Annotated in this window: 18 protein-coding genes; 12 read left to right on the plus strand and 6 right to left on the minus strand. The window is 69.4% G+C overall.

The features are described from left to right. Positions 1 to 150: 150 nt before the first annotated feature. Positions 151 to 2,283, minus strand: coding sequence for a PhoX family protein (locus UA75_RS30655; RefSeq protein WP_404799956.1), 2,133 nt, complete (start codon positions 2,281 to 2,283; stop codon positions 151 to 153). Between the two features lie 604 nt (positions 2,284 to 2,887). Between UA75_RS30655 and UA75_RS34840 the strand changes: the two genes are divergently transcribed. Next, positions 2,888 to 3,220, plus strand: a complete 333-nt coding sequence (locus UA75_RS34840) for an erythromycin esterase family protein (RefSeq protein ID WP_075743179.1) — start codon at positions 2,888 to 2,890, stop codon at positions 3,218 to 3,220. Then, a complete protein-coding gene (locus UA75_RS34845) occupies positions 3,147 to 3,485 on the plus strand; it encodes a hypothetical protein (protein ID WP_075743180.1) in 339 nt (112 codons plus the stop codon). Before UA75_RS34840 ends, UA75_RS34845 begins: the two co-directional genes overlap by 74 nt. A gap of 66 nt (positions 3,486 to 3,551) precedes the next feature. On the opposite strand, the gene UA75_RS30670 is transcribed toward UA75_RS34845, so the two are convergent. The 3 genes from UA75_RS30670 to UA75_RS30680 all read right to left on the minus strand — a co-directional run bounded on the left by UA75_RS30670 (position 3,552) and on the right by UA75_RS30680 (position 5,964). Then, complete coding sequence (locus tag UA75_RS30670; RefSeq protein WP_075743181.1) at positions 3,552 to 4,064, minus strand: YkvA family protein; 513 nt, start codon at positions 4,062 to 4,064, stop codon at positions 3,552 to 3,554. Between the two features lie 156 nt (positions 4,065 to 4,220). Further along, the gene (locus UA75_RS30675; protein ID WP_075743182.1) at positions 4,221 to 5,312 is read right to left on the minus strand and encodes an inositol-3-phosphate synthase; all 1,092 of its coding nucleotides are present in this window, start codon (positions 5,310 to 5,312) and stop codon (positions 4,221 to 4,223) included. A gap of 85 nt (positions 5,313 to 5,397) precedes the next feature. Next, positions 5,398 to 5,964: a PadR family transcriptional regulator gene (locus tag UA75_RS30680; protein WP_075743183.1), complete on the minus strand. Its 567-nt coding sequence runs from the start codon at positions 5,962 to 5,964 to the stop codon at positions 5,398 to 5,400. 187 nt (positions 5,965 to 6,151) lie between these two features. Between UA75_RS30680 and UA75_RS30685 the strand changes: the two genes are divergently transcribed. The 3 genes from UA75_RS30685 to UA75_RS30695 all read left to right on the plus strand — a co-directional run bounded on the left by UA75_RS30685 (position 6,152) and on the right by UA75_RS30695 (position 12,572). Continuing rightward, positions 6,152 to 6,556, plus strand: coding sequence for a DUF5318 domain-containing protein (locus tag UA75_RS30685; RefSeq protein ID WP_075743184.1), 405 nt, complete (start codon positions 6,152 to 6,154; stop codon positions 6,554 to 6,556). Between the two features lie 1,321 nt (positions 6,557 to 7,877). Beyond that, on the plus strand, positions 7,878 to 10,622 hold the full coding sequence (locus UA75_RS30690; protein ID WP_157434526.1) for a transglycosylase domain-containing protein: 2,745 nt from the start codon (positions 7,878 to 7,880) through the stop codon (positions 10,620 to 10,622). A gap of 360 nt (positions 10,623 to 10,982) precedes the next feature. After that, positions 10,983 to 12,572: a glycosyltransferase family 87 protein gene (locus UA75_RS30695; protein ID WP_075744413.1), complete on the plus strand. Its 1,590-nt coding sequence runs from the start codon at positions 10,983 to 10,985 to the stop codon at positions 12,570 to 12,572. Positions 12,573 to 13,056: 484 nt separating this feature from the next. Here UA75_RS30695 and UA75_RS30700 read toward each other — a convergent pair whose 3' ends face one another. Further along, a complete protein-coding gene (locus UA75_RS30700) occupies positions 13,057 to 14,439 on the minus strand; it encodes a glycosyltransferase family 87 protein (protein ID WP_075744414.1) in 1,383 nt (460 codons plus the stop codon). 132 nt (positions 14,440 to 14,571) lie between these two features. Continuing rightward, positions 14,572 to 15,342, minus strand: a complete 771-nt coding sequence (locus UA75_RS30705) for a deoxyribonuclease IV (RefSeq protein WP_075743186.1) — start codon at positions 15,340 to 15,342, stop codon at positions 14,572 to 14,574. Positions 15,343 to 15,524: 182 nt separating this feature from the next. On the opposite strand from UA75_RS30705, the gene rpsF reads away from it, so the two are divergent. The 7 genes from rpsF (at position 15,525) to UA75_RS30740 (ending at position 20,828) form a co-directional block, all read left to right on the plus strand. Beyond that, positions 15,525 to 15,821 carry a 30S ribosomal protein S6 gene (rpsF, locus tag UA75_RS30710; protein WP_083683848.1) on the plus strand — a complete coding sequence of 99 codons (297 nt, stop codon included), beginning with the start codon at positions 15,525 to 15,527 and terminating at the stop codon, positions 15,819 to 15,821. Positions 15,822 to 15,839: 18 nt separating this feature from the next. Continuing rightward, positions 15,840 to 16,346 (plus strand): single-stranded DNA-binding protein, encoded by a 507-nt coding sequence (locus tag UA75_RS30715; RefSeq protein ID WP_075743188.1) that lies wholly within the window; start codon positions 15,840 to 15,842, stop codon positions 16,344 to 16,346. 77 nt (positions 16,347 to 16,423) lie between these two features. Continuing rightward, on the plus strand, positions 16,424 to 16,672 hold the full coding sequence (gene rpsR / locus UA75_RS30720) for a 30S ribosomal protein S18 (RefSeq protein WP_069853009.1): 249 nt from the start codon (positions 16,424 to 16,426) through the stop codon (positions 16,670 to 16,672). A 17-nt stretch (positions 16,673 to 16,689) separates the two neighbouring features. Further along, positions 16,690 to 17,145, plus strand: a complete 456-nt coding sequence (gene rplI / locus UA75_RS30725; RefSeq protein WP_075743189.1) for a 50S ribosomal protein L9 — start codon at positions 16,690 to 16,692, stop codon at positions 17,143 to 17,145. A 706-nt stretch (positions 17,146 to 17,851) separates the two neighbouring features. Beyond that, complete coding sequence (gene dnaB, locus UA75_RS30730; protein WP_075743190.1) at positions 17,852 to 19,216, plus strand: replicative DNA helicase; 1,365 nt, start codon at positions 17,852 to 17,854, stop codon at positions 19,214 to 19,216. Positions 19,217 to 19,391: 175 nt separating this feature from the next. After that, positions 19,392 to 19,910, plus strand: coding sequence for a YlcI/YnfO family protein (locus UA75_RS30735; protein WP_075743191.1), 519 nt, complete (start codon positions 19,392 to 19,394; stop codon positions 19,908 to 19,910). A gap of 72 nt (positions 19,911 to 19,982) precedes the next feature. Further along, a complete protein-coding gene (locus tag UA75_RS30740) occupies positions 19,983 to 20,828 on the plus strand; it encodes a DUF4097 family beta strand repeat-containing protein (RefSeq protein WP_075743192.1) in 846 nt (281 codons plus the stop codon).

Consider the following 20,828-nt stretch of genomic DNA (forward strand, 5'->3'; position numbering starts at 1 on the left):
GGCCGGGCCGAGCGGTCCAGCCGAGGGAAGGACGCAGCCCTAACCGGGCCTAGGCGCCGCACGAACGACGCCTCGCAGGCCGAAGGCCCCGACCGGCAGGCGAGGGCGTCCGAGTCGCGCGACGCGCCCCCGCCGTCCGGTCGACACCTCTCACTCGCCGATGCGTCCCACTCCCCGACCGCCCCGGCCGGTGCGCCAGACGCTGACCACCGACGGACGAGGCTGGGAGTCGCCCCGGTCCGGCCAGTTCGACGCGGGATTCTCCACGCTCGCGCCGTCGACCTCGCCGGGATGCTGCACGCACACCGTGACCAGGTCTTCGGTGATGACCGGGCCGCAGGTCTCGCCACCGCGCGGCACGGTGAGGAACAGCTTGAGGTGTCCGCGCTCGCTGCCCTGCACGGGCACCGAGTACAGGCCGTCGTTGATGCCGAGCGCGCCCGTGGAGTCGGTGGAGATCCACAGGTTGCCGTGCCGGTCGAAGGCGACGTTGTCCGGGCTGGTGATCGGGCTGACCTGGCTCTTGTCGAAGCCGCCGAAGTAGGTGTCCGGCGATTCCGGGTCGCCGCAGACCAGCAGGAGGTTCCAGGTGAAGCGGGTCGCCGTCGGGTCGTTGCGGCGCTCGGTCCACTCCAGGACGTGGCCGTGCTTGTTGTTGTTCCTCGGGTTGGCCTCGTCCGCCGTCGCCGCGCCCGTCGCCCCCCGGTTGGTGTTGTTGGTCAGCGCCGCGTAGACGCTGCCGGTCACCGGATTGGGCTCGATGTCCTCCGGCCGGTCCATCTTCGTGGCGCCGACCTTGTCTCCGGCGATCCGGGTGTAGACGTAGACCTCCTCGGCCGTCATCCCCGGCACGAAGGACCGATCGCCCTCGGCGAGCGCGATCCACTCGCCCGCCCCGCCGAACTCGCCGTCGGAGGGCAGCGTGCCGGAGCCGTCGATCTCCTCCGCCGGGCTGTCGCCGGTGAACCGGGCCACGTACAGCGTGCCCTCGTCAAGGAGCCGCATGTTGTGCCTGCGGGCGTGCCTGCTCTCGCCCTTCTTCACCCGGCCCTTCGACACGAACTTGTAGATGTAGTCGAAACGCTCGTCGTCGCCGGAGTAGGCGACCACCCGCCCGTCGCCTGCGACCCGGATGGCGGCGCCCTCGTGCTTGAACCGGCCCAGCGCCGTGTGCTTGACCGGGGTCGAGTCCGGGTCGTGCGGGTCGATCTCCACCACCCAGCCGAACCGATGCGTCTCGTTCAGCTCCTGGGCGACGTCGAAGCGAGAGTCGAATCGCTCCCACCGGCGTTCGCTGGCCCCGCCGGAGATGCCGTACCTGGCGAGCTTCGCCGCCTGGTCGGGATCCGTGATCTGATCCGCGTTGCCGAAGTACTGGTTGAAGTTCTCCTCACCAGAGAGCACCGTGCCCCACGGCGTGACGCTGCCCGCGCAGTTGTTCAGCGTGCCGAGAACCCTGGTCCCGGAGGGGTCCGCCGCCGTCTTGAGCAGATCGCTGCCCGCCACCGGACCACGAACCTCGAACTCGGTGGTGGCGGTGATCCGCCGGTTGTAGCGACTGGCCCGGGTGCTCAGGCCGCCGCGGCGATCGTCCCGCTCGGCGAGCACGACGCTGAGCCCGTGGGCGGCCCAGGCGATCTTGACCTGCTCCTCGGTGGGGTTCGCCTCGTCGTAGCCGCGGAACATGAACGGCTCGGTGCTGTACTCGTGGTTGACCACGAGCAGGTTTCGTCGTCCGCGTCCGTCCAACGGGATCAGCCCGGCGAAGTCGCAGTTGTAGCCGAACTGAAGCGCCTGTGCAGCCGCCGTCTGGTTCTCGAAGTCGAACTCCGGCGCACCGTCGACCACCGGGTCGCCCCAGCGGATGACGACGTTCTGGCGATAGCCCTCGGGCACCACCACCGCGTCCTCGGTGTTCGGCTCGACGGGCGAGTAGTCGGTGCCGGGGATCGGCCTGCCCGGTCTGCCGGGGCCACCGCCGTGTCCTGAGCCGGGTCCTCGTCCCTGCGTCGAGGTCGTCTCGGCGGCGGCCGTTCCGCTCAGCGCGCCGAGGGCGCCACCCGCGATGGTGACGACGGCGGCGGCCCGCAACGCACCCCGTCGGCTCATCACCTGCGTGACGACGTCCCCGAAGTAGGGATTCGAGGAGGTGTTGGGCGCCTCATGTCCGCAGGCGTCGCCGCATCGGTACCGGCAGGTGATCGAGGCGCGACTGCCGTGGCGGTCGGTGGGGAGCAGTGTCAGTGGAATGATGCGTCCGTCTTCGGCGGGTGGAGTCGGCACGCAGACCTCCAGGATCTGGTTGGTGGGAACGCGCTGACCGTAGGAGCGGATTCCTACCCTGAGGTGAACGCGAGCCGAACAACCGCACCGGAGTGTCCGGCGGTCCGGCATCGATCGACGCAGGCAGCCGGCACGGCACGCCGCCGAGGCACCGCAGCTCACGGCCGGTCAGGGGGACGTCACCGGGAAACGTCGTGGGCGGAGCCGCCGACCGGTCGCCGATGCGATGCGGGCGTTACGCCGATCCAGAGAAGATCGCGGCGGGGACACGTCGCCGCCGGGCCGATCACGCGCAGGCTGCGGCGTTCGACGCTGTTAGGTTGGCGATACCGCCGAGGCCCGCCTCGGCAACCATGCGAGGCCCGCCTCGGCAACCATGCGAGGCCCGCCTCGGTAACCATGCGCTGCCCTCGACGAAGACGGGAATCGAGAGACTCCATGGCCGACCGTGCTGCCGACGAACTGTTTCTCGACTGGTCTCGTCGCCACACGACGCCCCTGGCCACCCTGGACCCCGACGCGCCGCTGGATGATCTGGAGCCCTAGCGCGCGATCATCGGCGACGCCCGCGTCGTGTCCGTCGGCGAGAACGCACACTTCGTCGGTGCGAGAGTCGTTCATGGCCGAGTCGGTGCGCTGGCATCTCGACCGGTCCGGCCCCGACGCACGCATCGTGCTCGCCGCCCACAACAACCATGTGCAGAAGACCTCGGTCAGCTTCGACGGTGCACTCACCGGCCTGCCGATGGGTCTGCACCTGCACCGCCTGCTCGGCGAGGACTATCGGGCGATCGCACTCACCCACACCGCCGACCACGCCCCCGGAGATGTATCCCGACGAGGCGGCCGAACTCGGGTTCACGGTGGCAGGCACCCGCCTCGACCCGCCCGTCGAGGGCAGCATCGAAGCGGCGCTCATCGCGGCGGGCCGAGGTGAGGAGCTGAGCCTGACCGACCTCCGGGCCTCGCGTGGCGCCACCGCGAGCGGGCGTGCGCTGACCGGCATCCGCACCCAGTCCGCGATCATCAAGACCCCGCTGATCGAGGCCTTCGACGCCGTCGTGTCCAGTCCCACTGCCACCACCGACGAGGCGTTCCCGCGACTAGCCTCGGTCGGCAGCGGCGCGGTGTCGGCGGCAGGCGCCGACACCGTCGGGCATCCGATGGCCGCAGGCAGATCCGTCGAGGCCTTCGTCAGGTGAAGAAGACCCCGCGCCGGTCAGGAGCAGCCGCGCGACAGCTGCTGGACGGGCGGGTGTGCGGTCGGATCAGGACGACGGCGGTTCGGGCTCGTCCCGGCTGGCCTCGGGTGTCGAGTCCGCCGAGATCGCCGACGCCGCGCCACCGCGACGCTCCCAGTTCAGGAAGCGCCCCGAGTTGGTGGAGACGTCACCGACCAGCCAGAACAGCAGCGCCGCATCATCGGTGAAGCCGATGATCGGCAGGATCTCGGGGATGAGGTCGATGGGCGAGATCAGATAGACGCCCGCCAGCGCCCACAGCGCCAGGTGGCGACGCCGCATGCCCGGATACTCGCGTCCCGCCGACCGGATCAGCCGAGGGACGGCACGCAGTCTGCGCACCGGGCCGCCGACCGGCTCGGTCTCCGGGGAGTCACGACGCGCCCTGGCTCGCCGCATCAGGGCGACGGCCAGCACCACGCCGCCGAGGATGAGAAGGGACAGGCCGAGCGCGTCCGGATCGAGGCCGAAAACCTCGGCGGTCCCGGCGAAGTAGGAGAACAGCCCGGCCAGGACGAGCACTATGCCGAAGAGGATCATGGTCGAACGACCTCCGAGGTCCTCAGCCGGCGACCGGCCCGCCCCGGTCCAGACAGGGCGGGCACGGCAGCCTGCGGTATCAGTGCTACTCCACGTCGGCGGGCACGCCTCATGCCGAGGTGGTGCGGGCGAAGCCGGCGGCCCGCCCACACGAGGTCAACGCTCGACGTCGCCGCGAATGAACTCCTCGACCCGCTCCCGCGCCACCGAGTCCGAGTACTGCTCCGGCGGGGACTTCATGAAGTACGAGGCCGCCGACAGGATCGGACCGCCGATACCTCGGTCCTTCGCGATCTTCGCCGCGCGCACCGCGTCGATGATGATGCCCGCCGAGTTCGGCGAGTCCCAGACCTCGAGCTTGTACTCCAGGCTCAACGGGACGTCGCCGAATGCGCGTCCCTCAAGCCGGACGTAGGCCCACTTGCGGTCGTCGAGCCACTGCACGTAGTCCGACGGTCCGATGTGGACGTTGCGCTTGCCGAGGTCGCGATCGACCTGTGAGGTCACCGCCTGCGTCTTGGAGACCTTCTTCGACTCCAGCCGGTCCCGCTCCAACATGTTCTTGAAGTCCATGTTGCCGCCCACGTTGAGCTGCATGGTGCGGTCCAGCAGCACGCCCCGGTCCTCGAAGAGCCTGGCCATCACGCGGTGGGTGATCGTCGCGCCGACCTGCGACTTGATGTCGTCGCCGATGATCGGCACGCCCGCCTCGCGGAACCGCTCAGCCCACACCGGGTCGGAGGCGATGAACACCGGCAGTGCGTTGACGAAGGCGACACCGGCCTCCAGCGCGGCGGCGGCGTAATGCCGGGCGGCGTCCTCGGAGCCGACGGGCAGGTAGCACACCAGCACGTCCGCCGCGCTCTCCCGCAGCGCCGCGACCACGTCGACCGGGGCCTCGTCGGACTCCTCGATCATCTCGCGGTAGTAGCGGCCCAGGCCGTCCAGCGTCGTGCCGCGCTGCACCGGCACGCCCAGCGGGGGCACGTCACAGATCTTGATGGTGTTGTTCTCGCTGGCGACGATCGCCTCCGAGAGGTCGCGGCCGACCTTCTTGGCGTCCACGTCGAACGCGGCGACGAACTCGATGTCGCGGACGTGGTACTCGCCGAACTCAACGTGCATCAGGCCCGGGACCTGGGTGTCTGGAGCAGCGTCCTGGTAGTACTGGACACCCTGCACCAGCGATGCCGCACAGTTGCCGACGCCGACGATTGCCACCCGCACGCTACGACGATCTACGCCCATTGCCGGGTCCTCCTTCTTCGAATCCTCAGGTACCGGGGAACGACTGCCAGTCGTCGCCGGCTGGACGCGGTGGTCCTTGCTTCCTCTAGTCACGCGGCCTCCCCGACGACGGCGGGTCCTCGCGCTCGGCCTGTTCATGCGCGATCAACTCGTTGAGCCAGCGAACCTCGCGCTCGGAACTCTCCAGACCCATCCGGTGCAGTTCGAGCGTGTAGCGGTCGATCTGCTCGCTCGCCCGACCGAGGGTGGAGCGGAATCCCTCTCGCCGTTCCTCGACATGACGCCGTCGTCCCTCGAGGATTCGCATCCGCGCTTCCGCCGGGGTGCGCGAGAAGAACGCCAGGTGGATGCCGAACGACCCGTCGTCCCACGTCTGCGGGCCCACGTCGACGACTAATTCGGCGAAGCGCTCCTTGCCGTCGGCCGTCAGCTTGTAGACCGTCTTGGCCCGTCGGTTCCAGGTCCGCTGCACCGCGTCCTCCGCGGACTCGTCGGTGATCAGCCCGGCGACCTGCAGCCTGCGCAGCGTCGGGTAGAGCGAGCCGTAGGAGAAGGCCCGGAAGGCGCCCAGCAGGTTGTGCAGTCGTTTACGCAGCTCGTAACCGTGCATCGGCGCCTCGTGCAGCAGACCGAGCACCGCCAGTTCGAGCACGTCGCACCTCCTAGCACCAGTCATGGCCTCCGACGACCCACCGCTCCACCGCAGCACTGCGATGGATTACCCCACTATATCGGTCCGATACATCTCACTCATCCCGGGCGCGGTGAGTGACCGACGACGAGGCGGCGCTCCCCGAACGGCCCATCGCCGGTCGGTCTCCGACACGTACCCTGTCAACGTGCGGACCCAACGACAGGTGGTCGACTACGCGTTGCAGCGCAAGGCGTTGCTCGCCGGTGTCCACTCCGGTCGGGTCGGGGTGATGGAGGTCTGCGACGCGAGCCCGTACCTGCTGCGGGCGGCGAAATTTCATGGTCAGCCGAGCGATGTGACCTGCCCGGTGTGCCGCAAGGAGCCGTTGACCCAGGTGTCCTGGATCTACGGTGACGAGCTGAAGCACGCGGCGGGATCAGCCAGGACCGATGACGAACTCGCCAGGATGGCAACCCTCTTCGAGGAGTTCACCGTCTACGTGGTGGAGGTCTGCCGCACCTGTAGTTGGAACCACCTGGTGCAGTCATACGTCTTGGGAACGCGCGGCATGGATGACGGACACCCACGGCGGAGGACGGCCTCCGAGTGAGTCCGTCGCCAGTGCGTGCGCGGGCGCGGGAGCGCCAGAGCACAGACGATCACCGGACTGCGTGCCCACCGGGCACGTCGGTGTGGGAGGCCCACTCGTGAACGACGCACACAACGGCAGGCCGCCTGCCGGCCACACCCCGAGGCCGCAGGTGGAGGGCCAGATGTCGCATGTCCCAGGCGAGGCGAGCGGTGCTCGTCCTCGACCGACGGGTGAACCATCGCCATGGCCGGAAGGGCCGCCAGGCCCACCGGGCGCCCCACGGCACGGACCGCCGCCGGGCGGCTCGGCGCCGCGTGGTGCGGCCAGGCCGGATCAGCCGCCGCCGGGCGGCTCCTTCACCCCCCCGCCGAACGGCGCGGGACCACCTCGCCACGACGCCAACAATCCGGGCGATTCAGGCAATCCGGCCAACCGAGGCGTGCCGCGTGACGGATCACACAGTCCCGCAGGCTCGCCCGAGACCGCCCGGCCCGGCGCGACGCGGGTCCAGGAACGTCCCGCCACGCCGCCGTCGGGATTCCCCGGTGCGCCAGAGAACGGCGGCCGACCGCCCGCGAGCAGGCCCGGCCCGAACGGCGCCGACGGTTCAACACCGGACGGCCGTCGCGGCCCGGCAGGCCCGCCGCAGGCCAACGGCGCAGGCGCCCCGGCGGGCCCGAACGGGCATCCCGGACCGGGGCCGAACGGTCATCCGGGCCCGAACGGACACCCCGGACCGAACGGGACCGGCCCGAACGGCGCGCCGCGCAACGGCCAGGCTCCCCCTGGACATGCCCCCGACGGCAGGCCCGCAAACGGGCACGCGGCCAACGGACAGCCCGCGAACGGGCACGCGCGGAACGGACGGCCGGCCAACGGGCACGCGCCCAACGGACAGCAGCGGGGCGGCCCGAATGGAACCGGCGCCCCGAACGGACCCGCCGGGCCGAACGGACCGGCAGGACCGCACGGCGCTGCGGCTCCGACCGGCGCGGTCTCCCCGCTGAGCGACCGCCTCGGCGCAGGCGACGCACCTGCCCCCGGTGGCCCGGGAGCAGGCGGACAGCCGGGCAGGCAGGCAGCGCCCGGCCAGCGTCCGGACGGCGCGAACGGAGTCCCCCCCGGAGCCAGCGGCCCGGGAGGCCACCAGCCGAACGGCGCCGCCCAGAACGGCACCGGGCCGGGTGGCCACCCTGGTCCGGGCCGGCCGCCGAACGGCGCCCCGCCCGGACCGAGCGCGGGCGGTCGTCCCGGCGAACCGGGCGCGGCTCGTCCCGACGGCAGGCCCGGCACGAACGGCACCCCGGCCGACGGCAGGCCAGGCCCCGGCCCGGCGGGCATGCAGTCCCCGCCGCCGCAGAACGGTGATCGTCGCCCGCCTCGGCAGGGCGGGCCGTCAGCACTCGGCGCGGCAGCGGCGGGCGCGGCCCTCGGCGCGGCGGGCGGCGCTGCCGCCGCTGCGGGCATGAACGCAGGCGCCCCGCCCGGCATGGGCACTCCGCCCGGCGGCGTTCCCGGTGCGGGAGCACCCGGCGGACCCGGCCCGGCCAACGGAGCCCCGCCCGCGCACACCCAGGCACTAAGACAGGGCGCAGGCACCGGACCCCGCCGACCCGGCGAGCCGTCGACGCAGATGATGCAGCCCGGCGACGAGCAGCCGACGACGCAGATGGAACCCGCGCTGCTGACGCATCGGGAGCCCGCGCAACTCGAGGACGGCTACGACGAGGACGACTACTACGACGACGAGGACGATGCGGAGGAGTCCCCGGAGGCGGTGAAGAAGGCGAAGCGCAAGAAGATCTGGCGACGCGTCCGGCGGACCTGTTACGTGATGGCAGGCCTCGGCATCCTCACGCCGGTGGTGGCCTTCGCCGTCGGCTACCAGATGTGGGACGTCCAGTCACCAGAGGCGATCCTCGCCGACCTCGACAAGACCGTCACGGTGACCTACGCCGACGGCAGCGAGATGCTGCGGATCGTCCCGAACGGCGAAGGCGAGGGCGACCGGCGCTTCCTGGACTACGAGGACATCCCCGAGGACTTCTACAACGGCGTCACGGCCACTGAGGACCCCACGTTCAGAGACAACATGGGATTCTCGCCGGTCGGCATCGTCCGAGCAGCCGTCACCGGCACCGGCGGCGGTTCCACCATCACCCAGCAGTACGTCAAGCTCTCCACCGGCAACGACGACGGGACCTACGCCCGGAAGTTCCAAGAAGTGGTGATGGCATTCAAGCTCACCCAGCAGCAGGATAAGGACTACATCTTCGAGTCCTATGCGAACCTCACCTCCTTCGGCCGCAACACCTACGGGCTGGAAGCGGGCGCGCAGACCTGGTTCGGCAAGTCGGCCTCGGAGCTGGAGCTCAACGAATCGCTGTTCCTGGCGGGCATCCTCAACGCACCGACACTCTTCGACCCGGACAACAACCGGGACGGCATGGAGAACCGCTTCGCCTATGTCGTGAACAAGATGGTGGAGCGGGACCACCTGTCCCAGGCCGAGGCCGACGCCGTCGAGTTCCCCGACTACCTGCCAAGGGGCGCTGGCGGCGGGACCGGGCGCAGCATCACCGACGTGCACGTCCAGACGCAGATCGAGAACGAGCTCACCGCCCGAGGCATCGAGATGGACCAGGTCCGCCGAGAGGGCATGGTCATCCGGACCACCATCGACAAGACAGCCCAGGAGCAGTCCGAGGCCGTGATGGCGGAACACTTCGCCGGTCAGCCGGACGAGCTGCGCGGCGCGCTGGTCGCCGTGGATCCCGCCAACGGAGCGGTGCGGGCCTACAACGGCGGCGAGTGGAGCGCGGGCATCGACTTCGCGGCGGCCAAGCAGCCGCCGGGCTCCTCGTTCAAGCCGTTCGTGGTCGCCGCCGGGCTGAAGCGTGGTCAGGGCCTCGGTGAGTTCTACGACGGCCGGGAATCGATCGACATCGAGGGCACCACGTTCAGCAACACGGCCCAGTGTCCCACCGGGGCCAACGAACACTGTTCGGTGCGCAACGCGATGCTGGTGTCCGCCAACACCCCGTTCATCGACATGGCGCATCAGTTCGGGCCCGGCTCGGTGGCGGAGGCCGCCTGGGAGGCGGGCATCCCCGAAGAGATCAACGGCGAGCCCACGCTGGTGAACACCGAAGGCTTCACCGCTGCGGGCATCGCACTGGGCCAGTACGAGGTCCGCACCATCGACATGGCCGCCGCCTACGCCACCTTCGCCAGCGGCGGAGTCCGGCACGATCCGTACTTCGTCGAGTTCGTCGGCCATGAGGGCGACGGGCCCGACGATGAGGTCCTGATCAACCGCGCCGAGGAAGGGCACGAGGGCGTCCAGGCCTTCGGTCCGCAGAGCAAGGCCGTCGCGGACAACATCACCGAGGTGCTCAAGCCGGTGGCCGCGAACAGCGGACACGACCTGCCCGGCCGGGAGGTGGCGGCCAAGACCGGCACCCACCAGTTCGCCCAGAGCGCAGGCAACCAGGCGGGGTGGATGGTCGGCTACACACCGCAGATCTCGGTGGCGGTCTGGGTCGGCTCCGAGGTGCCCGCACCACTGACGGTCAATGCGACCGCGACGAATCCTTCCACCGAGCAGCTCTGGGGACGAAATGTCCCGGCCTTCTCCTGGAAGGCGTTCATGGAGGCCTACCTCGGTGACAAGGAGGCCGCGAGCTTCCCGACCGACATCACCCAGATCGGCATCTTCCCCGAGCAGCCGCGGCCCGCGCCTCCGCCTCCGCCCCCGTCGCCGGACTGGGACGACGATCGCGACAGAGACCGCGACGAGGAGGACGGCCGGGACGAGGACGAGGAAGGCGACGAGGGGGACGAGAACGGCGAGGGAGGGGAAGGTGACGACGAATCGACCCCGAACCCTCCCACGGATACGACTGAGCCCACTCCGACCGGGCCAGACGACTCCTGCTTGTGGCCGGGGCAGTGTGAGGGCGAAGGCGACGGTCGGCCCGGCGATGGTCGGCCCGGCGATCGAGGTACCACGGGATTCGGTTTCAGCCGGGACGACAGCAGGCCAGAGGTGGCTCCTACCGGAGATGTGCCGTTGCCCAACTGACCACGTGAACTACCGATCAGTCGAATGATCGCCAGCCGACGGGGCGTCCTCCACCGAGGGCGCCCCGTTCGTCGTCTCGGCACACCTCGACACCAGACCTCGGGCTCACGGGCGATCTCCTCGGCCCCGGCATGAGCACGTACGATCCGCGGCGTGCCCAGTGAGCGGGAGACACGATCCGCAGCGTCGGCCGACGACGCACCGGACTCCGCCGGGCCCGCCGCCGCTGACGGGGCAGGCCTGCCGACTTCGCCCGGCGCAGGCTCCGATGCGGTGTCGACGGCCGACGACGGCGCGGGAGGCGGGTCGACCGATCGACCGGCTGCCGACCGAAGCCCGCTGGCGCAGGACGCCGATCGGATCGGTCCCGGCCATCGGGTCGACACCGAGACGCTGCGGCCCGAGCAGCGCATCGCCCCCACCCGGACGGAGGGCCTCGCCCGCACCGCCAGTCGGCTGTTCGGCGGCCCGCTGGGCAGACACGCCGTGGTGGGGCGGCACTGGTTCTGGAGCCCGCTGCGGGTCGGCCTGCTCCTGGCGGTCCTCGCGCTCGCGCTCGGCTGGGGCCTCAAGGCGCCCTGCATCCAGCAGTACGTCGACGATCAGGGCGTGGCACAGCTCGACTGGAGCGGCAACCGACAGTACGTCGCGATGTGCTACTCGGACATCGTGCCGCTCTACTCGGCCGAGCACCTCGACATCGGCGCCTTCCCGTACCGCGACTCCTGGGTCGAGAACGAGGGCACCGACCAGGAGCAGGTCCGGTACATGGAGTACCCGGTGATCACCGGGATGTTCCAGTGGCTCAACGCCGAGCTGGCCAGGGCGTGGCTCGGCGTCGCCGAGACCGGGCTGGTGCCCACCGCGCTGCCGGTCGCGGTCTACTTCACCATCACCTCGCTGTGGCTGGCCGCAGGCTGGCTCGTCACGGTCTGGGCGGTCACGCTGCTGGCCCGCCGCAGGCCGTGGGACGCCGCGCTGGTCGCGATCTCGCCGCTGGTCCTGGTCCACGCGTTCACGAACTTCGACACGATCGCCACCGCCTTCGCCACGGCGGGCATGCTGGCCTGGGCCCGTCGACGGCCGGTGCTCGCGGGCGTGCTGATCGGCCTCGGCGCCGCCGCGAAGCTGTACCCGCTGTTCCTGCTCGGTCCGCTGCTGATCCTGTGTCTCCGGGCGGGTCGGCTCGTGCCCTGGCTGCGGGCCGCGGGCGCCGCCGTCGCGACGTGGACGGCCGTCAATCTGCCGATCGCGGTGCTGTACCCGGATGGCTGGCGCGAGTTCTACCGGCTGAACAGCGAACGCATCGCCGATCCGGACTCGATCTACAACGTGATCAGCCGGTTCACGGGCTGGGCTGGCTTCGACGGGCCGTTGGAGCCCGGTCAGACGCCGGTGGTGTTGAACACGGTGACGGCCGTGCTGTTCCTGCTCGGCTGCCTCGGCATCGCCTTCGTCGGGCTCACCGCCGCCCGCAGGCCGCGAGTGGCTCAGCTTGCCTTCCTGGTCGTGGCCGTGTTCCTGTTGACCAACAAGGTGTGGAGTCCGCAGTACTCGTTGTGGCTGGTGCCGCTCGCCGTGCTGGCGCTGCCGCGCTGGCGTCCGCTGCTCGCCTGGATGGCGTTGGACGCCCTGGTCTGGGTGCCGAGGATGTTCTTCTACCTCGGCGAGGACAACAAGGGCCTGCCCGTCGAGTGGTTCCTCGGCACCGTGGTGCTTCGGGACCTCGCGGTGATCATGCTGTGCGTGCTGGTGCTGCGCGACGTCTATCGGCCGGAGGGAGACCGCGTCAGATCCTCCGGCGAGGACGACCCCGCAGGCGGTGTGCTCGACGGGGCACCTGACGTGGTGCGCTGGAACCTGACTCGACGCGCCGAACCGATGATCACCGAGCCCTCCAGCACCGCGGGCTCGGCCTCGACGGACTCCCCGCCGAGCGGGGTGCGCTGATCAGGCAGGTCGAGGACGTCGGGCGTCACGAGGGAGTCCATCCTGGCCAGGATCTCGTCGGGCACGTCGAAGTCGAAGAACTCGTCGCGGCGGACCGCGCGGACGAACCGCAGCCAGACGTCCGTGGTGACCAGTATCGACGGGCCGCGCACCTTCTTCCTGTCCTGCACCCCGATGACGCCGTCTCCGAAGAGCACTCGAATGCCACGTCGACTCTGATCACGCATCACGTCACCGCCCCCGGTGGGCCCTCGGCCGCACGCTCACCCTCACAAACCTGAATCATGTTCGAACTAGAGCGTGGGCCCACCCTGCGAGTCCGGCAGCACGAAAGCGGATGGTCGGGAGAAATTCACCCAATCGCCGGTGTCGAGGGCGAGAACCCCTTACGGAAACGGGTCGGATAGTCAACACTGAGCATCGGCGGCGGCGGGTTGGTACGCCCCCCGACCAATTCGCCGCCGCCCTCGACTCGTGCCGGACGCTAACCCGCCATCGACGGCGTCGCACCTCGGCGAGGTCGCCGCACTCTGGGCGGCACCTCGTGATCGACGGTGGAACGCGCGGCCAGGAAGACGAAGAACAACGCCACCAACAGCGCCGCCCGCCCCCAGACGCCGATCATCAGCGCCTGCGGAGCGAAGCCGTCGTAGACCGTCGACGGCAGTCCCTGATTGGTGATGTAGAGCCAGCGGAAGATCCCGATCCCGATTGCGAGATCGGCGACGAAGTACGCGGCGATCCACTCCCAGCGAATCCGCAGCAGCACGAAGAACGGCAGCAGCCAGAGGGCGTACTGGGGCGAGTGCACCTTGTGCAGCAGGAGGAACCCGCAGAGCATCGCCGCCGAGACCTGGATCCACGGGAACGTGCCGTCCCGCTGCATCCGCCGCCAGCCAAGCCAGCAGGCCAGGATGAACGACAGGAGCACTGCGGCAGGGGAGATGACGTCCATCGCGCCCTGGAAGCCCGCGTTGTCGGAGTTCGACCACGGCCGGAAGCCCCAGTACCAGATCGAGTTCGTCGTCACGTCGACGAACCGGTTGCCCTGGAACTCGAAGGAGGCCAGCCAGCCCTCGTAGCCGAGCACGGCGAACGGCAGATTCACCGCGACCACCGTCACCACGGCGGCCAGGCCCACCTTCACCGCGCCGACGACGTCCCACCGAGACCCGCGCGCGGCCACGTCGGCAGGCAGCTCACGCCCCCGGTACCCGCCGGAGAACACGTACAGCGCCAACGGCAGCACGAAGATGCCCGGATAGACCTTGAACGCGAACCCCAGGCCGAGCAGTACCGAGGCGGCCACCGCTCGGTCGATCAACGGCCGATCGGGCCCGGCCCGGCCCCAACCCCGCTGCAAGACGTAGACGGCGGCGACCGCGCAGGCGACGACCGGCAGATCCCAGTTGTGGAAGGCATAGAGCACGATGGGCGGCCCTAAGGCCCAGACGAGTGCCCTCCAACGGGCGAGCTGCCCGAGCAGCCACGCCGTGACCAGGCCGAACGGCGCCATCACCAGGGCGGAGCCCAGCAGGAACTGCGCGTCGTTGGACGCGAACAATGCGCCTGCCCAGATCAACAGCCCGCTCAGGACCGGGTACTCCACGACCCCGCCGACCAGCTGCCCGTCCTCGGTGATGCCGCCGCTGAGATAGGGGAAGACGTGCTGGTCGATGTCCCGGCCGAGCCAGAGGTGCTGGATGTCGGAATAGCAGACGTCGCCGTCGATCCGTTCCTTGTAATCAGGCTGGCTGCGACCGAACTGATCGAACTCCGGGCCGGTGCAGCGCGCCTTGTTCGCGTACCCGAGGAAGAGGGTCACCCCGCTGAGGAGCACCAGGAACGCGAGCGCGTACCTCGTCAGCGCGCGCACCCGGCCTGCGCCGCCGGATCGTGGCGGAGACCCTGCGCCACCAGACTGTGGCGGAGCCTCCGACGAGTGGCCTTCCTGATCCCATGCCTGCACGGTGTCCCGATCATCGCTCGGCACGGTGGATCAGACTCCCAGTTCGCGGCGTAGATGGCTGATGTCGGCCGCCTGGCCCGTCGCTGGGGTCTCGACCACCACGGGCGCCCTGGCCTCCGCGCAGACCGCGACGAGCTGGGCGGCGTCGATGGTGCCGTCGGCGATGTTGGCATGTCGATCACGGGAGGAGCCGAAGGCGTCCCGCGAGCTGTTCAGATGCACCAGGTCGATGCGGCCGGTGATCGCCCGCGCGCGCTCGACGAGACCCACGAGGTCCTCGCCGGAGGCGAAGGCATGGCAGGTGTCCAGGCAGAAGCCGGGGTCGAACTCGCCGATGGCGTCCCACAGCCGGTCGAGTGCGTCCAGGCCTCGGGCCATCGCGCCGTCGCCGCCTGCGGTGTTCTCGATCAGCACCGGCACGCCGAAGCCGCCCTCGGCGGCCTGCCGGGAGAGGAACTTGTGCCAGTTGGCCACGCCGACCGCCGGGTCCTCGCCCTGCCGGACGTGACCACCGTGCACGATCAGCCCGAGAGCGTTCGTCTCGGCGGCGGCCTTCGCCTGCGCGATCACGGCCTTGCGCGACGGGATGCGAATCCGGTTGTTGGTGGATGCCACGTTGAGCACGTAAGGGGCATGGATGAAGACCGCGACGCCCGCCGCACGCAGTTCTGCCGCCTGCGGATGGGGGGTGGGGGACTTCCAGGTCTGCGGGTCGGACAGGAAGAACTGCACGACCTCCGCCCCTCGTTCACGGGCGGTGCCGAGCGGATCGTCGGCGTCGACGTGCGCACCGATAGGCATAGCGGTGAGGGTAACCAACAGACGGCGTGCAAGTGAGGTCTGCGGTGGCCTCATGTGAGCTGGCGGCAGGGGCCGAACGGCGATCGGACCCGACGCTGCTAACGTAGTTCCGTTGTCGACGCGACGACCCTCCTGCCACGGACAGCCCGTGGCCGATGAGACCACAGGAGGTGAGGTCTGTCATGCGTCATTACGAGGTAATGGTCATCCTCGACCCCAGTCTCGACGAGCGCACCGTCGCTCCGTCCCTGGACACGTTCCTCAACGTCATCCGCACTGCGGGCGGCAATGTGGAGAACGTCGACGTCTGGGGCAGGCGCCGGTTGGCCTTCGAGATCGACAAGCACGCCGAGGGCATCTACGCCCTGCTCAACGTGCACGCCGAGCCGGACACGGTGAAGGAACTCGACCGTCAGCTCTCGCTGCAGGAGACGGTGCTGCGCACCAAGGTCCTGCGGCGCGACGCCGTCTCGAAGTGATCGGGCGGAGGTGCACTGATGGCTGGTGAGACGACAATCACCGTGGTCGGGAACCTGACCGCAGATCCAGACCTCCGCTTCACCTCATCAGGTGCGGCGGTGGCGAACTTCACCGTGGCCTCCACCCCACGCACCTTCGACAGGCAGTCGGGCGAGTGGAAGGACGGCGAAGCGCTGTTCCTTCGTTGCAGCCTCTGGCGTCAGGCGGCCGAGAACGCGGCCGAGTCCCTGAGCCGGGGTATGCGCGTCGTCGTGCAGGGCAGGCTGCGCCAGCGCTCCTTCAAGACCAAGGAAGGCGAGGACCGGACCGTCGTCGAGCTTGAGGTCGACGAGATCGGCCCCTCGCTGCGGTACGCGACCGCCAAGGTCAACAAGGTGAGCCGGGGCAGTGGCGGCGGAGGCGGCGGCTACGGAGCAGGCGGCGGTGGCGGCAGCGCTCCCGCCGACGACCCGTGGGGCTCCGCGCCCCCGGCGGGCCCGAGTGGCGGCTCCGGCGGCGGATACAGCGACGAGCCTCCGTTCTAGACGGCACGGCCACCGGCGGTTCCGGCCGACGAGGGACGATTCGCGGCCGATGAGGATGACAACCAGGAGTAAGACCAATGGCTAAGCCACCCGTACGCAAGCCGAAGAAGAAGGTCTGCGTCTTCTGCAAGGACGCCCGGAAGGGCCACCCGCAGAACATCGACTACAAGGACACCACGCTGCTTCGGAAGTACATCTCCGACCGCGGCAAGATCCGGGCTCGTCGAGTGACCGGCAACTGCAGCCAGCATCAGCGGGACGTCGCCGTCGCGGTGAAGAACTCGCGAGAGATGGCGCTGCTGCCCTACACCTCGACCGCTCGCTGAGAGGGTAAGGAGCGAAGATGAAGCTCATCCTCACCGCTGACGTCAGCGGTCTCGGCGGCCCCGGCGACATCGTCGAGGTCAAGGACGGCTACGGCCGCAACTTCCTGGTGCCGCGCGGCCTGGCCATCCTGGCCACGCGTGGCGCGGAGAAGCAGGTCGCCACGATCCGCCGCTCGCAAGAGGGCAGGCGGATCCGCGACCTCGACCACGCCAAGGAGATCAAGTCGAGCCTGGAGGGCCTCGGGGCCGTCCGGCACCGGGTCCGCGCCTCGCAGGACAGCGGCAAGCTGTTCGGCTCGGTGACCACGGCCGACGTGGTCACCGCGGTCAAGGCCGCAGGCGGCCCGCTGCTCGACAAGAGGGCGATCCAGCTTCCCGGTCACATCAAGAAGACCGGCAGGCACCCGGTGAACATCCGGCTCCACCCGGAGGTCACCGTCGCGATCAACCTTGAGGTCGCCCCGGCCGAGTGATCGGCTAAGACGACTGCTGCATTCGGCCGCGGCGTCGCTCCTGTCTCGACAGGGCGGCGCCGCGGCCGTCTGTTTCAGGCCCGATCGGAGCGTGAAGACCACGCGGAGCCGACACTCGGTCGCGTGATCCGCTGTGCCTCGTGCGGGTCGATCGCCTTGCCGAGGGTGACGAATCGAGTGCCGAACAGCCCGCCCCAGGCGGGTCGCTCGGCTCAGTGTTATCACTCAGAAGCACTAGTGGACAGCTGGCCCGGTCCCTGTGGATCATTTCGCCCGACCGGCTCGAACGACACGCCGAAGGGGCGCTTTTCGCGACACGCCGAAGGGTGTCGCGAGTAGTTTCCACACATTTTGTCCACAAGGCCTGACCTGCTCTTCTCATCAAGCCTACCCAAGTTATCCACAGGTTGTCCCCAGGCTTGCCGCAGGCTGTGGTCAGTTCACCACCCACATCCCCAGGTTATCCACAGGCACGTCCACAGGAGTGTTTGCCTGCTCCAGAAGAGGGATCTAGCGTTCGGTCTCCAGGAGCCGGTGTCGACGGCCCGGCAGACGGCAGAATCGGCCGGATCAAGCGGGCAGGCGGGACGTCCTCGGGCATATCGGCCCAGACGCATCGGCCAGGCGATTCGGCTCGGTCGAACCCGGCTCGGTCGAGTCGAGAAGCGGCGGCAGTGAATCGCGGAGCAAGGACCGGAGGGAACAGGTGGCTCTGACCGACGATCGCGGAGCGGCGACGGAGAACGCGTTCGACCGCCAGCCGCCGCAGGATCTGGCCGCCGAGCAGTCCGTTCTCGGCGGGATGCTGCTCAGCAAGGACGCCATCGCCGATGTCGTCGAGGTGGTCCGCCCGGACGACTTCTACCGACCGGCGCACCAGGCGATCTACGACTGCATCCTGGACCTGTACGGCCGAGGCGAGCCCGCCGACGCCATCACGGTGTCGGCCGAGCTGGAGCGACGCTCCGAGCTGCCTCGGATCGGCGGGGCCCCGTACATGCACACCCTGATCGCCACCGTGCCCACGGCGGCCAACGCCGGGTACTACGCCGAGATCGTCGCGGAGAAGGCGGTGCTGCGACGCCTCGTCGAGGCGGGCACCCGGATCGTCCAGCTCGGCTACCACGGCTCGGAGGGTGCCGCGATCGATGAGGTCGTCGACCGGGCGCAGGCAGCCATCTACGAGGTCACCGAGCGCCGGACGAGCGAAGACTACGTCGCCCTCGAACATCTGCTCCAACCGACGATGGACGAGATCGACGCCATCGCCTCCCGTGACGGCCAGTCGCTGGGCGTGCCGACCGGCTTCGTCGATCTCGACGCCGTCACCAACGGCCTGCATCCGGGCCAGATGATCATCGTCGCGGCGCGGCCGGGTGTCGGCAAGTCGACCCTCGGACTGGACTTCGCGCGCTCGTGCTCGATCAAGCACGGGTTCAGCAGCGTCATCTTCTCGCTGGAGATGAGCAAGACCGAGATCGTGATGCGGATGCTCTCGGCCGAGGCACGCATCCGCCTCGGCGACATGCGCGGCGGGAAGATGACCGACGACGACTGGACCAGACTGGCCAGACGAATGGGCGAGGTCAGCGAGGCCCCGTTGTTCGTCGACGACTCGCCGAACCTCACGATGATGGAGATCCGTGCCAAGGCGAGAAGGCTCAAGCAGCGCAACGACCTCAAGCTCGTGGTGGTCGACTACCTCCAGCTGATGAGCTCCGGCAAGCGCGTCGAGTCACGCCAGCAGGAGGTCTCCGAGTTCTCCCGGCACCTCAAGCTCCTCGCCAAGGAGCTGGAGGTGCCGGTGGTGGCGATCAGCCAGCTGAACCGAGGCCCGGAACAGCGCACCGACAAGCGGCCGATGCTCTCCGACCTTCGTGAGTCCGGCTCGCTGGAGCAGGACGCGGACATGGTGCTGCTGATCCACCGACCGGATGCCTTCGAGCGCGACGACCCCAGGATGGGCGAGGCGGACCTGATCCTGGCCAAGCATCGTGCGGGACCCACCGCGACCGTCACGCTGGCCCATCAGCTCCACTACAGCCGCTTCGTCGACATGGCCCAGAGCTGAGATGAAGCCGTAGGTCTCGCTGCTGACTTCGGCTTCGCACCGCCGACTTCCTCCCGACTTCCGACGCGAGGCTGACCAGCACTTTTCCACCAACGACGGCATGCTGAGCCAACTTGGCATCACGTGTGAGCCAGTTTTCCTTGTACTGGAGCCACTTTAGTGTCATTGTTGTGCCATGGACTTGACCTCGCAGGTGAGCAACCTCGGACGGGAATTCGCCGCGCTGGCCGAAGTAGGCGGCGACGAGGCTCGTGCGCTGGTCGAGCGCCTGAGCGGGCCACTCGAGTCGGCCATCCGGATGACGTTGCTGGACGCGCTGTCCGCAGCCGCCGACGAGATCACCAGCGACCTGGCCCCCGGCTCGGTGGAGCTGCGCCTGCGCGGCCGCGATCCGAACTTCGTCGTGACCGCACCGCCCGCCGAGCCGCCGCCCGCCGCCGCCCAGGACGATCCGGCGGCCGACGGCGGCGCGCTGATCGCCGAGGACGGCCCCAGCTCGCGGATCAACGTGCGACTCCCGGAGCAGCTCAAGGCCGCGATCGAGGAGGCCGCAGCCAAGGAGGGCCGCTCGGTCAACGCCTGGCTGGTCCGCGCGGCCTCGACCGCCCTACAGCGTTCCGACCGCGACCAGTTCGCCGAGCAGCACACCGGCGGCCGACGGAGCAGGCAGCACCTCACCGGCTGGGTGCGCTGACGCACCACCTTCCACCACATCACGCCCCTGAACTGCGGGGATGCTTCACCGATCCATGACGAGGGGACAGCCATGCCTGAATTCGCCACACCCGAACCGATCTCCGCCACGCTCGAACTGGGCGTCGGCACCGTGCGGATCAGCGCGAGCGACCGCGCCGACACCATCGTCGACGTGCGTCCGAGCGATGAATCCGATGAGTCGGACGTGCAGGCCGCCCGCGACGTCCGGGTGGACTACGCGAACGGCGTGCTCCGCATCACCGGGCCGAAAGCGCCCCTCTTCGACTTCTCCCGCAAGACCAGGTCGGTGGACGTGTCCATCGTGCTGCCCAGCGGCTCGCAGCTCTCCGGTGACGTCCAGGTGGGCAGCCTCAACGGCACCGGTCTGCTGGGGAAGTGCCGGTTCAAGACCTCCGCCGGAGACGTCCGGCTGGAGCGGACCGGTCCGCTGCGGGTGGACACCGCAGCCGGTCACGTCACCGCAACCCGCGTCGCGGGCGACGTCGAGATCCACACCGGATCAGGGAAGGTCCGCATCGGCAAGGTCGAAGGCTCCGTGGCCGTCAAGAACTCCAACGGCGATACCGAGATCGAGGCCGCCGACGGCGACGTGCGGGTGCGCTCGGCCAACGGCGGCATCTCCATCGAGCGGGCAGGCGGGGGTGTCGATGCGAAGACGTCCAACGGCAGCGTTCGCGTCGGCGAGGTGGCCCGAGGCTCCGTCGAACTCGGCTCCGCGATGGGCGATCTGGACATCGGCATCGCCGAGGGCACCGCCGCGTGGCTCGAGGTGCACACCAAGTTCGGGCAGGTGCACAACCTGCTGGACACCGCCGCCCGGCCCGAGGAGTCCGACGAGACCGTCGAGGTGCGCGCGCGTACCTCGTTCGGCGGCATCACGATCCGACGTTCGTAA

The sequence above is a fragment of the Actinoalloteichus sp. GBA129-24 genome (assembly GCF_001941645.1).
Lineage (GTDB): Bacteria > Actinomycetota > Actinomycetes > Mycobacteriales > Pseudonocardiaceae > Actinoalloteichus_A > Actinoalloteichus_A fjordicus.